The 12,899-nt window shown below is 62.8% G+C and carries 11 protein-coding genes; 1 reads left to right on the forward strand and 10 read right to left on the reverse strand.

Annotated features, from left to right (window positions below; genetic code table 11):
• Positions 1 to 176 precede the first annotated feature (176 nt).
• The 3 genes from IVA95_RS22620 to IVA95_RS22630 are packed head-to-tail and all read right to left on the reverse strand — an operon-like array spanning position 177 to position 2,226.
• Positions 177 to 770, reverse strand: coding sequence for a GNAT family N-acetyltransferase (locus IVA95_RS22620; protein WP_247512499.1), 594 nt, complete (start codon positions 768 to 770; stop codon positions 177 to 179).
• Positions 767 to 1,849, reverse strand: a complete 1,083-nt coding sequence (locus IVA95_RS22625; RefSeq protein ID WP_247512500.1) for an alpha/beta fold hydrolase — start codon at positions 1,847 to 1,849, stop codon at positions 767 to 769. The genes IVA95_RS22620 and IVA95_RS22625 overlap by 4 nt, the downstream gene beginning before the upstream one ends.
• On the reverse strand, positions 1,846 to 2,226 hold the full coding sequence (locus tag IVA95_RS22630) for a hypothetical protein (RefSeq protein ID WP_247512501.1): 381 nt from the start codon (positions 2,224 to 2,226) through the stop codon (positions 1,846 to 1,848). Before IVA95_RS22630 ends, IVA95_RS22625 begins: the two co-directional genes overlap by 4 nt.
• 168 nt (positions 2,227 to 2,394) lie before the next feature.
• On the opposite strand from IVA95_RS22630, the gene IVA95_RS22635 reads away from it, so the two are divergent.
• On the forward strand, positions 2,395 to 3,309 hold the full coding sequence (locus IVA95_RS22635; protein ID WP_247512502.1) for an alpha/beta hydrolase: 915 nt from the start codon (positions 2,395 to 2,397) through the stop codon (positions 3,307 to 3,309).
• 103 nt (positions 3,310 to 3,412) lie between these two features.
• Here the strand turns inward: IVA95_RS22635 and IVA95_RS22640 are convergent, their stop codons facing one another.
• The 7 genes from IVA95_RS22640 to IVA95_RS22670 form a co-directional block, all read right to left on the reverse strand.
• Positions 3,413 to 4,087, reverse strand: coding sequence for a spermidine synthase (locus IVA95_RS22640; RefSeq protein WP_247512518.1), 675 nt, complete (start codon positions 4,085 to 4,087; stop codon positions 3,413 to 3,415).
• A 230-nt stretch (positions 4,088 to 4,317) separates the two neighbouring features.
• Positions 4,318 to 7,557: a cytochrome P450 gene (locus tag IVA95_RS22645; protein ID WP_247512503.1), complete on the reverse strand. Its 3,240-nt coding sequence runs from the start codon at positions 7,555 to 7,557 to the stop codon at positions 4,318 to 4,320.
• A 129-nt stretch (positions 7,558 to 7,686) separates the two neighbouring features.
• On the reverse strand, positions 7,687 to 8,682 hold the full coding sequence (locus IVA95_RS22650) for an alpha/beta hydrolase (RefSeq protein WP_247512504.1): 996 nt from the start codon (positions 8,680 to 8,682) through the stop codon (positions 7,687 to 7,689).
• A 10-nt stretch (positions 8,683 to 8,692) separates the two neighbouring features.
• Positions 8,693 to 10,237 carry a wax ester/triacylglycerol synthase family O-acyltransferase gene (locus IVA95_RS22655; RefSeq protein WP_247512505.1) on the reverse strand — a complete coding sequence of 515 codons (1,545 nt, stop codon included), beginning with the start codon at positions 10,235 to 10,237 and terminating at the stop codon, positions 8,693 to 8,695.
• A gap of 155 nt (positions 10,238 to 10,392) precedes the next feature.
• Entirely contained in the window at positions 10,393 to 11,127 is a 735-nt protein-coding gene (locus IVA95_RS22660; RefSeq protein WP_247512519.1) for an alpha/beta hydrolase, read from the reverse strand.
• A 68-nt stretch (positions 11,128 to 11,195) separates the two neighbouring features.
• Positions 11,196 to 11,447: a DUF6489 family protein gene (locus IVA95_RS22665; protein WP_065744106.1), complete on the reverse strand. Its 252-nt coding sequence runs from the start codon at positions 11,445 to 11,447 to the stop codon at positions 11,196 to 11,198.
• A 95-nt stretch (positions 11,448 to 11,542) separates the two neighbouring features.
• Positions 11,543 to 12,796: an FAD-dependent oxidoreductase gene (locus IVA95_RS22670; RefSeq protein ID WP_247512506.1), complete on the reverse strand. Its 1,254-nt coding sequence runs from the start codon at positions 12,794 to 12,796 to the stop codon at positions 11,543 to 11,545.
• Positions 12,797 to 12,899: the final 103 nt, after the last annotated feature.

The raw sequence follows: 12,899 nt of genomic DNA on the forward strand, positions 1-12,899 counted from the left end.
TGCCATAGTTAATGGTGCGTCGCAACATTAATGTTGCAGCGCGACATCACGAGTTCGTGATCAGTCTAATGGATGAGCGGTTTGCCCAGAGAACCGGCAAAAGTTCCACTTTAGGCTAACGCCGGAGCCGGCCCCATCTACTTTGCATGGGGTTGTTATCGCGATTTTGTGTCTCGCTAGTGCTGAACCGCCCCCGCGACCCCATAGGCCTCGAGCTGCGCCCAAACCTGCGCCACATTGTGCCCGAGCACGACGATGTCATGCTTTTTGCCGTCGACATCCTGGACGTGGTCCCGCAGCAGGGCCTCGGCCCGGAAACCAAGGCTCTCAAACAAGGCAATCGCCGCCTGCTGGTCGACGGTCATCTGTACCGACAGCTTTTCCAGCCCGGCGCCGAGCGCCAGCGCAAAGGTCTCCTGGGACAGCGCCCGGCCGACCCCCTGCCCGCGGACATCAAGCGACACCACCATCCGGATCTCGCCGACATGGGGTGACCAGGAATGCGGGTCGCGCACCAGGGTGCCGCAGCCGACTACCGTCCCCGCCTTCACTGCCAGCAGGCTTACGATCTGGCCGCGCTCGATCTCGTTGATCCAGGCCGACAGCACTTTGGGCTGGCTGATGTTGCGCGGCAGAAACAGCAGATCGTGCGTCGGGAGTTTTTGCGCAAATGCCAGCACGGCGGCTTCGTCCGCCCGCCCCATCATGCGGAATTCAATATCGCCGGCATCGGTCTTGACGTGGCGGGGATAGGAACGTGTTTCGCTCATGTTGATCTCTTACCTAACCAGGAATCCAATTTCGGCCACAGCCGCTTGATCGCGTTGGCGCCGGCGACAAGGCTGACGTGACCGCCTTTCAGGATCACCTCTTCCTTGTCGGTCGAGCCGACCTTGGCGATCAGATGCTTGGCCGCATCATAGGGCACGATGTGGTCGTGTTCGGCAACGGCATGCAGGATCGGCACCGTAATCCTCGAAATATCTGCCGCGCGTCCGCCGACCGACATGGTGCCGTTATAAAGTTTGTTGTCCCACATCAGGTTCTTGGTGATGTCGCGGAAATACTCGCCCGCCAGTGGCAGCGTATCGGTCGCCCAGCGGTCGAACATGCGGTACGACTTCACGAACTCGTCGTTCCAGATGTTTTCCCACAATTGCACCTGGCTGACGGTGCGCGACGCCGGCCGCAGCATTTCGAACGAGGACAGGATCATTTCGGGCGGCACGTTGCCGACGCTGTCGACGAGGCGATCGACGTCGAAATAGCGGCGGTCCGAAAAGTTCTGGAACAGCTTCATCTCGCGGAAATCGATCGGCGTGGTGAAGCAGATCAAATTCTTCATCGGCCCGTCGTGGAAGATCGAGCCGTACAAGAGCGACAGCACGCCACCGAAGCAATAACCGATCACGGTAACGTCCTGCTCGCCGGAATCCTGCTGCACGCGGCGGACACAATCGGGGATGAAGTCGAGGACGTAGTCCTCCATCCGCAAGGATTTTTCTTCCGGCTTCGGCGCGGTCCAGTCCAGCATGTAGACGTCGTAGCCGCGCTTTAGCAGAAACTCGATAAAGCTCTGGCCGGGCACCATGTCGAGGATATAGCCGCGATTGGTGGTGGCCATCACGATCAAGATCGGCACGCGGTAGATTTCATCCGCGACAGGCCGATAGTGATAAAGATTCATGGTGCCGCGGGCGGCCAGGATGTCCTTTGGCGTCGAGCCGAGCGACGGGCCGGACGAGGCGATATATTCGACGCCCTTGATGCTGCGCTGGATCGCGCGCTGCACCTCGGACTGGACCCGCTCCGAGATGGAAGCGAAATCGAGACCCGCGGGAGCGTTCATTTTGGCTCTCCCTCCGCCGGCGGACGCTTGGTGCGCGGCGGCCGCGGCGTGCCATAGCCGGTCTCCGGCGACAGCGAGTTATGATGCACCTGATGCAACAGCGCCTTGATCTCGTTGAGCTGGCCTTCGATCGCCTGCAGCCGCTCGGCCATGCCGACGAGTTGCGCCCGGCTCGGCAGGTTCATTACCAGCAGGTATTTCTCCATCAGTTCGCCGAGTTGCTTCTGCGCGCCCGCGCTGACGCCGCCGACCTGGTTCATCATTTTTGAGAATTCGGGCGAGGCCATCGCCTGGTTGGCAAAGGAGTTGAACCCCTTCTCCATCTCCCCGATCATGGTCTGCCAGATCACGGCAGGATCGTTGCCTTTGTCGGCCATCAGCGCGCCCTCTCCCGAAAGACTACGAGCGCTTGCCACGCTTCGCTTGTGTTTGGCCCATACCACACCGTTGCGGCGGGTCGGTCAACCGCTGCGACGTCTTCTGCGGTGCGGGAAACCGTGCCATAGTTACTGAAGCCAGATATCACTTGAGGGAAGACACACGCGATGCTCGCTCATCAGCCGCCTCAGATCGCCCGCGCCAATGGCATCGATATTTGCTACGAGGTTTTCGGCGATCCTGCCGCGGAACCGCTGCTCCTGATCATGGGGCTCGGCGCCCAGATGATCCATTGGGATGACGATTTCTGCCGCCAGCTTGCCGCGCGCGGCTTTCGCGTCATCCGCTTCGACAACCGCGACATCGGCAAATCCTCGCGCCTTTCCGGCGGCGGGCGCCTGACGCCGTTCGAACTGCTGAAGCTGCGGTTCCTGAAGATCCCGGTGGCTGCGCCCTACAAGCTGATCGACATGGGCAAGGACACCGTCGGCCTGATGGATGTGCTCGGCATCCAGTCGGCGCATCTGGTCGGTGCATCGATGGGTGGAATGATTGCCCAGGAAGTCGCGCTCTCGTTCCCGCAGCGGGTGCGTTCGCTGACTTCGATCATGTCGACCACGGGCAATCCAAAACTGCCGCCGCCGACGCGCGAGGCCTCGGCCGTGCTGATGGCGCCGCCGCCGCGGACCAAGGAGGAGTATTTCGAACGGTTCGCCAAGACCTGGAAAGTGCTGCGTGTCGGCTCGTTCCTGGAAGACGAGGCGCTCGACCCCGCCCGCGCCGCGCGCACCTATGAGCGCGGCCTTAATCCGGACGGCGTCGGCCGGCAGTTGCGGGCGGTGCTCGCCTCCGGCAGCCGCAAGGAACGGCTGCGTCACCTGAAGATTCCGACGCTGGTCATTCACGGCACCGTCGATCCGTTGGTCCGCCCCGAAGCCGGCAAGGACACCGCGGCGTCGATCCCCGGTGCAAAGCTGCTGATGATCGAAGGCATGGGCCACGCGCTGCCGATCCCGATGTGGCCGCAGATCATCGGCGCGATTGCCGGGCACGCGCAGGGTGCCGCGGCGAAGGCAGCATAGCGCCTGCGTAGCCCGGATGGAGCGCAGCGTAATCCGGGATTCGACCAACATCAACAGCGGCCCCGGGTTGCGCTGCGCTCCATCCCGGGCTACGCGTCTGACGCTAAACCTTCACCGCAATCCAGATTACGTGACGCACGCCGCGGCCTTTGCCGGTGGCGCGGATGTTGACTTCATTGACGTCGAAGCCTGCGGCGCGAAGACGTTTTGCGAACGCGGGATTAGGCCCTGACGACCATACGGCAAGGACGCCGCCCGGTCGCAGCGCGGCGCGCGTCGCATGCAGGCCTGCAGCGTTGTAGAGCGCATCATTGCCCTCACGAGTAAGCCCTTCCGGTCCATTGTCGACGTCGAGCAGAATGGCATCGAACTTCGAACGATGCGACCGGATGATCTCGCTGACATCCGTCTCTCGAATGCTCACGCGGGAATCGTCCAGGCTGTCGCCAAAAATTTCTGCCATCGGGCCTCGGGCCCAATTGACCACCGCCGGCACCAGCTCCGCTACCATGATCTTCGCTTCATTGCCGAACACGCCGAGCGCCGCACGCAACGTAAAGCCCATGCCCAATCCACCGATCAGCACATGCGGTTTCGCGACCTTCTCGATCTTCTTCGCGGCGAGCGTCGCGAGCGCGGCTTCCGAGCCGGACAGGCGGCTGTTCATCAGCTCGTTGCTGCCGAGCTTGATGGAGAATTCCGTGCCGCGGCGCATGAGGCGGAGTTCGTCATCGGTGCCAGGAATGCGGGCGGTGTCGAGCTTTTCCCAGGGAATCATGCGGAGCGTTGTAGCATGATCGGCCGGCCTCACGCGCCGTCATCGTCCGGCTTGCCGCCTCCGCTAAAGCTACGGCGCGCCAGCACGGCATAGCCTCGGCGAAGCCTTTTGGCGAAGCCGGGACCGGACGATCCAGTATTCCAGAGACCGCTGTGGTTGCGCACGTCTATCACAACCGCCGCGGCGTACTGGGTCCTCCGCCTTCGCGGAGGACGACAGCGGAGTAAGCCTTATCCGCCCGCCCAGACATCCAGCACATAGCGGTTCTTGGTGCCGAGATCATCGATCCAGCGCAGGCCGGCATCGGTATCAGCGTCGGACTTTTCGCGATAGATTGCAACCAGCGCGGCCTTGACATCAGGCTCCATCTTGCCGCCGTCGCCGCAGACATAGACGATCGCGCCCTGCTCGATCAGGCTCCAGACACGGTCCTTCTGCTCCGCCACCTGATGCTGCACATAGGTCTTAGGCCCGTCGGCGCGCGAGAACGCGGTGTGCAGCTCGGTGATGCCGTCGGTCGCGAAGGCTTTTAACTCCTCAGCATAGAGAAAATCCTGTTCGGGGTGGCGGCAGCCGAAGAACAGCATCGCCGGGCCGAGCTTGGCGCCCTGCGCCTTGCTATGCGCGCGCTCCTGCAGGAAGCCGCGGAACGGCGCTAGTCCCGTGCCGGGACCGATCATGATCATTGGTTGGAGCGGATCGTCCGGCAGCCGGAAACCGGCCTTGGTCTCGCGTATGGTGGCATGAACGGTATCGCCGACGCGGCGTCCGGCGAGATAGTTCGAGCACACGCCCTTGTAGACGCCGCGCCCCGAACTCGCGAGCGATTCCACCACCCCCACGGTGACGCTGCAGCGCGCCGGGTCGGAAGAAGGCGACGACGAGATCGAATAATAGCGCGGCGCCAGCAGCGACAGCATTTCGAGGTAGGCGTGGAACGGCAGTTCGCAGGCCGGATGTTCCTCCAGCAGATCGAACACCGATTTGCGCTTTGTCAGAACGTCTGAACGGTACAGCTCGGTCGATGCGGCGTCGTCGCCGACATAGGCAAGCAACTTCGGCTTCGTGACGGGACAGCGCGTGTGCTCCGACATGATCTGGATCTGCTTGCGGGTCGCGATCTGCTGCAACTCAACGAACTCGGTCAACAAACGCCCGACCGACACGGCATCGCCGACCGGCAATTGCGCGCGGCGGCCTTCGGCGACATGAAGTCTGATCTGGTCGGCGGGCAGGAAACCGAAACGGCGCGCGACGGAATCAACCAGCGCGGGATCGTTGCGCGGCACCACACTGAGATGGTCACCGACGCGGTAAGTGATGCCGGGCGGCAATTCCACCTCTATGTGGCGGGTCGAGCGGTCGGAACGACTAGCGCCGGTCTTGTTCTGCAGTTCCGAATTGACCAGCACCTTCATCGGCGCGACGCCGCCCTGCGCCACGATGGTGTGAACGGCCGATGGTGCCACCGGTTCGATCGAATAAAGCGGCGCGTCGTCGGCGCTGCGGGCGAAGCCGGAATCGACACCCAGCTGCTTCATGGCCGCGGGTGCTGCCGCCGCGAACCATTTTTCGAACTGGCCGTCGAGATCGCTGCGGGCATCACCCTCGCCGCGGGCGTACAGGCTGCGCGCCCCGTGCGCCGCCAACTGCTCGTCGATCATGCGCGGCACGGATTGATAGGTCGCGGCCCAGTCGCTGTTGCCGCAGCCGAACACGGCGTAGCGCACCTTGGCGAACGCATCCTTCGGCAGGCCGCTGTCCAGCCATTTGACGAACTGCGTGGCGTTGTCGGGGGCGGCGCCATTATAGGAGGCGCAGAAGACCATCAGCGCGCCCTGTTCCGGCAGCTTGCCGACATAATCGTCGAGCGCGCCGAGTTTGGTAGCAAAGCCGTTGACCTCGGCGAGGTCAGCCACCCGCGTCGCCAGTTCTTCCGCCGTGCCGAGGTTTGAGCCATAGAGCACCAATAGCGGCGTGTTGTGGCCCGGGCGGGTCCGCGCCTGCGGCACCGCAGCGTTCGAAGCGGCAGCGGCCACCGCCGCGCGACCGGCAAACGCGCCGCGGTCCTTGTCGGCGCGCGGGCGCACCTTGATCTTGAAACCATCAGGCTTGATCGTCAGCGTTTCCTTCAGGTGCATCTGGTAGCGGTGCACATCGATCAGCTTGAAGCGCTGCAGGATCATGCCGATCGCCAGCGCCGCCTCGTGCATCGCAAAGCCGCGGCCAATGCAAGCACGCTGGCCGTTGCCGAACGGCTTCCAGGCGTTGATCGGGCGTTTTGCTTCAGCCTCGCGGCTGAAATTCTCGGGATCGAACACGTCCGGGTTCGGACCCCAGACGCTGGGGTCACGGTGCAGCGCCATCACGAGCACGGTGATGAACGTATTCTTCTTCAGTTTGTACTTACCACCGCCGATGGTCTCGTCCTGAAGCGGCGAGATGCCGTAGGCGGGCGCCGGCGGCCACATCCGCAGCGCTTCCTTCAAAATCTGCGTGATGTAGGTGAGTTGCGTCACCTGCTGATAAGTCGGCTTCGCGTTGATGTCAGGCCCGAGCACCCGATCGACTTCCTCATAGGCCTTCTTCAGCACCTCGGGATGCTTGAGCAGCGCGTAAATCGTGCACGATAGCAGCCCGCTGGTGGTCTCGTGTCCGGCAATCAAAAAGGTGTTGATCTGGTAGCGAATGTTGACGTCGTCGAGCTGCTCGCCGGTGGAACGATCGACGCCGGTCATCATGGCGCCGAGCATGTCCTTCTTGCCCTCGGCGGCTTCCGCGTTGCGGCGGCGCTCGGCGATGATCTCGTCGACCATTTTGTTCATGAAGGCGACGTCCTGGGCCAGCGTCTTGCGCCGCTTCTGCATCCACAAATTTTCCAGCGGCAGGCCCCGGGTCATCATGATGGTCTCGAGCGAGCGCACCAGCGACTCCACGAATGGGTGATAGTCGCGCCGGTAGAGCGAATTGAAGCGATAGTCGAAGCCGCACAACCCGATCGTGTCGAGCGTCAACGCCGTCATATCGTGCACGACGTCGATTTCCTCGTCGGCGTTGAGTCGCTCCCATTTCTTCACGAGCTGCTCGGCGATGTCGACCATGCTCGGGTGATAGGATTGCATCGCGCGGTTGCCGAACGGCTGCAACAGGATGTTGTGCGCCTTGCTCCAGTTCGGCTCTGTCGTGTCGGCGGTGAACAGCCCATCGCCGCCGACAGCGCGGACGCGGCGCAGCGCGCCACGCACCGTCTTGTCGAAACGCTTCTCGTCGGAGAGTTCGTCGATCAGATCGTGGCCGGAGACGATCACGATCGGCGCGCCCATCATGTCGAGCCAGAAGATCGGCCCGAGCTCCTTGGAGAGCTTGACCAGATGCTGCACCGGCGCGTTGGGATCCAGCGACAGCATATTGCCGACGACGGGCTTCTTCGGCGGATGCGGTATCGGACTGAGCTTATTGCTGGACGCCATTGTCGAAGTGTCTCCCTGCCTGCCTCAACCGTCATTGCGAGCGAAGCGAAGCAATCCATCGCTCGGCGAAAAGAGAGAATGGATTGCTTCGTCGCTTCGCTCCTCGCAATGACGGCCTGTTATGCGGACCTACCCAAATCTCTTCCTACGCCACTCGATCAGCTTGCTGCTGACTTCGTCCGGCTTTTCCTGCTGTGTCCAATGGCCGCTGTCGCGCACGAGATACTTCTCGAGGTCCGGCACCAGCTTCTCCATGCCCTCGGTGGCCGACGGCGGCAGCACCGCGTCGTTCTCGGCCATGATCATCAGCGACGGCACGCGCACCGTGTGGTCGAGCCCTTCCGAGCGCTGCCAGTTGCGGGAAAAGTTGCGGTACCAGTTGATGCCGCCGGTGAAGCCGGTCTTGGTGAAGGTATCGACGAATACCTGCTTTTCCTCCGGCGACAGAATCGGCGTGCGCGGATCGTGCTGGGCGTCGTAATTCGCGATCATCTGTGGAAACGCCAGATTGACTCGCGCTGACGCCCCGATACCTGCAATCGGCTGCTCCTCCGGCGTACCCGCGGGCCGCGCCACCGGCTTGCGCATGAATGCGTCAAAGGTCTGCTCGACCCGGCTTCCGAAAATCCTGTCAGGCTCGCGGCCAGGGTCCTGGAATTGCACAATATACATCTTGTCGCCGAAGCGCTGCCGAAACAGCTCGATCGGATCGGCCGGCATGCGATCCCAATGCGGGGTGTTGACGCCGACCACGCCGGCGACGCGATCGAGATGACGCAGCGGCATCTGCCAGACGACGAAGCCGCCCCAGTCGTGGCCGACGAAGATCGCCTTGTCGATCTGGAGATGATCGAGCAGACCGACGAGATCGCCGGTCAGGTGCTCCATGTCGTAATCCTCGACCGCCTCGGGCCGGTCGGTCGCGCCATAGCCGCGCTGGTCCGGCGCAATCACCCGAATCCCGGCCTCGCTCAGCGCCTTGATCTGGTGACGCCAGGAGAACGCAAGCTCCGGCCAGCCATGGCAGAGGACGACGGGCGGCTTGTCGGACTTCGGCCCCGCCTCGTAGTAGCCCATGCGAATACCGTTCACCTCGGCGAATTGCAGCGGCGGCATTTCAATCATGGCAGGGCTCCTATTCAGCGGCGCTGGTCATGCTCGGCGGCGGCGCGAACGCCGCCTCCAGCGCTTCAAATTCGACCGGAAGCATGTCGCAGAGAACCTGGACATGGGGAATGATGTTGGCGCCGGCGATGAATCCGAAATCGAGCTGGTCGCGGTAGCTCTGCACGGTGATGTTGAGCGCGATGCCATGCGTCGAGATCGACACCGGGAAGATGTGCAGCAGCTCGGCGCCGGCGGCATACAGCGTCTGCCGCGGTCCGGGCACGTTTGATACGGTGATGTTGGCAGCCGGCGGCAGCACGTCGGAGAGATTGGAGCGGCTGTAGAGCAACGCAAGGATCTGGGTCACGATCGGCGCGCCCAGCATCGAGAGGTTTGAGACTTGCGGCATCAGCGCGCGCAGCGGATGCGACATCTCCTTCGATTTGGTGGATTGCGCGATGATGGTTTCCAGCCGCGTCTTGGGACCGTCGACATTGGTGGCGATCGCGCAGATCATGCCGAACACCTGGTTGTTGGCATCTGCGTTGCCTTCTTCGCGCAGCGAGATCGGCACCGCTGCGGTCAGGGATTTGCTGGGCAGCGCGCCCTGGCTGATCAGGTAGCGGCGCACCACGCCGGAGGACAGTGCCAGCACGACGTCGTTGAGCTTGCCGCCGGATGCCTTCGCTACGGCCTTGACCCGCGACAGTGAGATCGAGGTGCCGGCAAAGCTGCGTTCCGACGAAATCGTCTTGTTGAGGATGGTCGGCGGCGAGGCCATGCTGGCCAGGCTGTCGCGCGACTTCGGATCCGAAACCTTGCCGACCACGTCGGATACGCTCTTGAGCATGGTCGGAATGCTGCTGGCGAACTTCACCGCGCTCTCGATCTGGAACATGGCGTTGTCGAACAGGATCGAGCCGAGATCGCTTTTTCCCGAGCGCGGCAGTTCGAGGCTCTTTGGCGCAGCCTTCGGGTCGAACGGCTGCGTCCAGAGCTGCTGGTAGGAATCGATCAGGTTGGCGGCGATGTCGCGCGGCTCCGGCGCCACCTTACGCGCCGTCGGCGGATCGACCTGACGCGGCACCGGCGTGATGTCATAGATCATGCTGGTGAGCGCGGCGCCGGCGCCGCCGTCGATGCAGGCGTGGTGCATCTTGGAATAGAGCCCGATCTCGTTGTCCTTCATGCCCTCGAAGACATAGAACTCCCAGAGCGGGCGGGCGCGGTTGAGCAATTTGGCATGCATCCAACCAACGATACGCTCCAGCGTCGCGCGGTCGCGCGGCTCGGGCAGGCTGGCGCGGAAGATGTGGCGGTCGATATCGAACTGGTCGTCCTCGACCCAGGACGGATGATCGATGTCGAGCGGCGCCTTCTCCAGGCGGGCTTTCAGGATCGGCGCGACGTGCAGCCGCGAGGCGATCATCGCCTTGAACTCTTCGAAGAAGTCGCCCTTGTAGCCTTCGGGCAGGCGGAAGATCGCCATGCTGCCGACATGCATCGGCATTTCCGGTGTTTCCAGATACAGAAACGACGCGTCCAGCGAAGACAGCTTCTTGGCGTCCGCCATACTTTCCTCCCGCAGTAGAAAACGCGGCGCCTTGGCGGCGCTTCTGGCGTCTGGAATGTCTTTGTTATTGGAGCATATCCGAAAACCGACAGCCATCCTGCATCAATTGCAGGGCGGGATCTTTCGCGATGATGCCCTTAGCTCAGGGCGTGGATTCAGGATTGTGCATTTTCGGGGGGCCCATAGGCAATGGCAAATGGTCCTGATCGGTCAAAATGCTTAAACTCGCCTTCCGCCTGCGCCAGGCGGTCGGCTACGGCCCACAATGCTGCGGGATTCACGCCGAGCCCGATATGGCTGGCAAGGTGGACCTCGATGTTTTCGGCGGTTGCGGAGGGACGCAACAGGCAGGTGTGCCAATTCACGATGCCGTCCGTGCGGGAATAGATCGAGGTCGCCGGCACCGGCAAGTCACCGGCAATGGCCAAGCGAATTTCCGGATGGTCATCCACGGTTTCCCCCGACAGCGCCTCATAGAGCCGCGTGGCGTTGGTCGCGCGGATGTCGTTGGCAAACGGGCTGCCGAGCGTGATCACCGAGCGCACCATGTCCGGCATTTGCAGTGCGAGATCGCGCGCATAGACGCCACCGAGACTCCACCCAATGAGGCTGACCTTTCGGCCGGTAGCTTCATGGATACGCCTCAGGAGACCTTGCACTGCCCCGCGCTTGGAAGCGACGCCGCCGAAATTGCGCCCCAGGTCCCAGGCATAGGTGTCGTAGCCGAGTTCTTTCAGATAGCGCCGCATCGGCGCCATCGATAGATCGCTGGCGAGAAAACCCGGCAGCGCGAGCACCGGATGCCCGTCGCCCCTCGGGGCGCGCAACAATAGCGGCGACAGCAAGAGGCTCGAGTTGAATTCGAACAGCGCTCGCGTCTCGGCCAGCATCAGAAACAGGCTTGGCGGCCGAAGCCGCTGCTCGTCCGTTGCTGCGCCGCCGTCCGCGATGGCCAATCTCACTTGTCCTTCTTGGCCATGCCGCCGAGCCCGGCCATGGTCACGAACATATCCTGGAATCGCTCGGCGATCTTGGGATCGAACGTGAACCAGCTCTGGATCAGCGACTCCGGCGAGACCTTTTCGATGTTGGCCATCACCTGCTGCTGCATCTTGTCCATCACGGCGGTCTGCATCGGCGAGACGTCGGGCAATCCGAAGAACTGCCTGGCCTCCAGCGGCGTGCAATCGATTTCCACGTTAACTTTCATGACCGCTCCTCTTGCTGGCTCCCTGCAGTATCGCCACGATGGCCCGAGTCACGCAAGGACAAGACCCGGCCCCCGCCCCTCAATTCCCGATATGGTCAACCAAAGCGTTCGATGGCGAACGGTCTGACATCGGCAAACGGGGTCTCGCCGGTCATCATTTCGGCCAGCAGGCGGCCGGTCGCGGGTCCGAGCGTCAGGCCGTGGTGCTGGTGGCCGAAATCGAACCATAGCCCACCATGACGGGGCGCCTTGCCGATCACCGGCAGCATATCCGGCAGGCAGGGCCGCGCACCCATCCAGGGCTTGGTGTCGACCGGATCGCCGAGCGGGAACAGTCTGTGCGCCCTCGGCAGGGCCCGCTCGACCTGTATCGGTGTTGGTGGTGCATCGCGGTGGGCAAACTCGGCACCGGTCGTGAGCCGAATGCCGCGGTTCATCGGCGCCAGGAGATAACCGAGGTCAGTGTCCAGCACGGGATGATTCAAGACCGCATTGCCGCGCGGCTTGAGGTGCAAATGGTAACCACGCTTGACCTGAAGCGGGATCGAATAACCGAGCGGGGCGAGGATCTGGTCCGACCAGGGGCCCATCGCCACCACCACGTCGCGCGCCGTAATCGTGCCTTCCAGCGTCGCCACCTGCCAGCGTCCGCTCGACTGTTCGAGCGTTCGGGCATCGCCGACCAGATAGCGCCCGCCCTTGCGGCCGAACAGCGCCGCATAGGCCTTGGCCAGCCCACCGGGATCGGGCACGAATCCCGGCGCGGGAAAATGGATTGCGCCAGCGAAATCGCCGGTCAGATGCGGCTCCCGCGCTGATATCGCGGCCTCATCCAGCACTTCTCCTGCCACGCCATGCTGCTTGGCGCGCTCGAGATCCTTCACCGCGTTCGCAAGCGTCGCCTCGGAGCGAAACAGCTTGATCCAACCGGTCCGCCGCAACAGCTCGGGTACATTGGCTTCCGCAATCAGTGCCTCATGCTCGATCAGGCTGCGCTGGATCAGCGGCAATTCGGCCATTGCACTGTGCAGTGCACGCTCCGGCGACGAGGCGAGGAAATACCGGGTCAGCCACGGCAGGATGACCGGCAAATCCCTGAAATGGTAACGCACCTGCGGCGCGCGAAGAAACGCGTAGCGCAGGATCTGACCCACGTCCCGCGGAAACATATAGGGAAAGACCGAAGCGCATTCGATCAGCCCGCCATTGCCGTAACTGGTTTCCTCGCCGGCTGTATCATGGCGGTCGATCAGAACCACGTTCCGGCCGCGCTTCTGCAGGTGCAAAGCGGCGCTAACGCCGACCACGCCCGCACCCAGGACGAGAACGTCGGCCTTCAGTTCCGTCATCCGGCACTCCGAAAGTTCAATGTAACGTGCTTGCGCAGACGTCTTAAGGTGAGACTAGTCATTGCCGCACCGCCGCGCAAACCGGCACGCACTGCGGGATAAT

It is taken from the genome of Bradyrhizobium sp. 157 (genome assembly GCF_023073815.1).
Lineage (GTDB): Bacteria > Pseudomonadota > Alphaproteobacteria > Rhizobiales > Xanthobacteraceae > Bradyrhizobium.

Excerpts from the sequence above, each read along its gene's own strand:
- IVA95_RS22620 (WP_247512499.1), bottom strand. The coding sequence starts at position 770 with ATGAGCGAAACACGTTCCTATCCCCGCCACGTCAAGACCGATGCCGGC.
- IVA95_RS22625 (WP_247512500.1), bottom strand. The coding sequence starts at position 1,849 with ATGAACGCTCCCGCGGGTCTCGATTTCGCTTCCATCTCGGAGCGGGTC.
- IVA95_RS22630 (WP_247512501.1), bottom strand. The coding sequence starts at position 2,226 with ATGGCCGACAAAGGCAACGATCCTGCCGTGATCTGGCAGACCATGATC.
- IVA95_RS22635 (WP_247512502.1), top strand. The coding sequence starts at position 2,395 with ATGCTCGCTCATCAGCCGCCTCAGATCGCCCGCGCCAATGGCATCGAT.
- IVA95_RS22640 (WP_247512518.1), bottom strand. The coding sequence starts at position 4,087 with ATGATTCCCTGGGAAAAGCTCGACACCGCCCGCATTCCTGGCACCGAT.
- IVA95_RS22645 (WP_247512503.1), bottom strand. The coding sequence starts at position 7,557 with ATGGCGTCCAGCAATAAGCTCAGTCCGATACCGCATCCGCCGAAGAAG.
- IVA95_RS22650 (WP_247512504.1), bottom strand. The coding sequence starts at position 8,682 with ATGATTGAAATGCCGCCGCTGCAATTCGCCGAGGTGAACGGTATTCGC.
- IVA95_RS22655 (WP_247512505.1), bottom strand. The coding sequence starts at position 10,237 with ATGGCGGACGCCAAGAAGCTGTCTTCGCTGGACGCGTCGTTTCTGTAT.
- IVA95_RS22660 (WP_247512519.1), bottom strand. The coding sequence starts at position 11,127 with ATGCTGGCCGAGACGCGAGCGCTGTTCGAATTCAACTCGAGCCTCTTG.
- IVA95_RS22665 (WP_065744106.1), bottom strand. The coding sequence starts at position 11,447 with ATGAAAGTTAACGTGGAAATCGATTGCACGCCGCTGGAGGCCAGGCAG.
- IVA95_RS22670 (WP_247512506.1), bottom strand. The coding sequence starts at position 12,796 with ATGACGGAACTGAAGGCCGACGTTCTCGTCCTGGGTGCGGGCGTGGTC.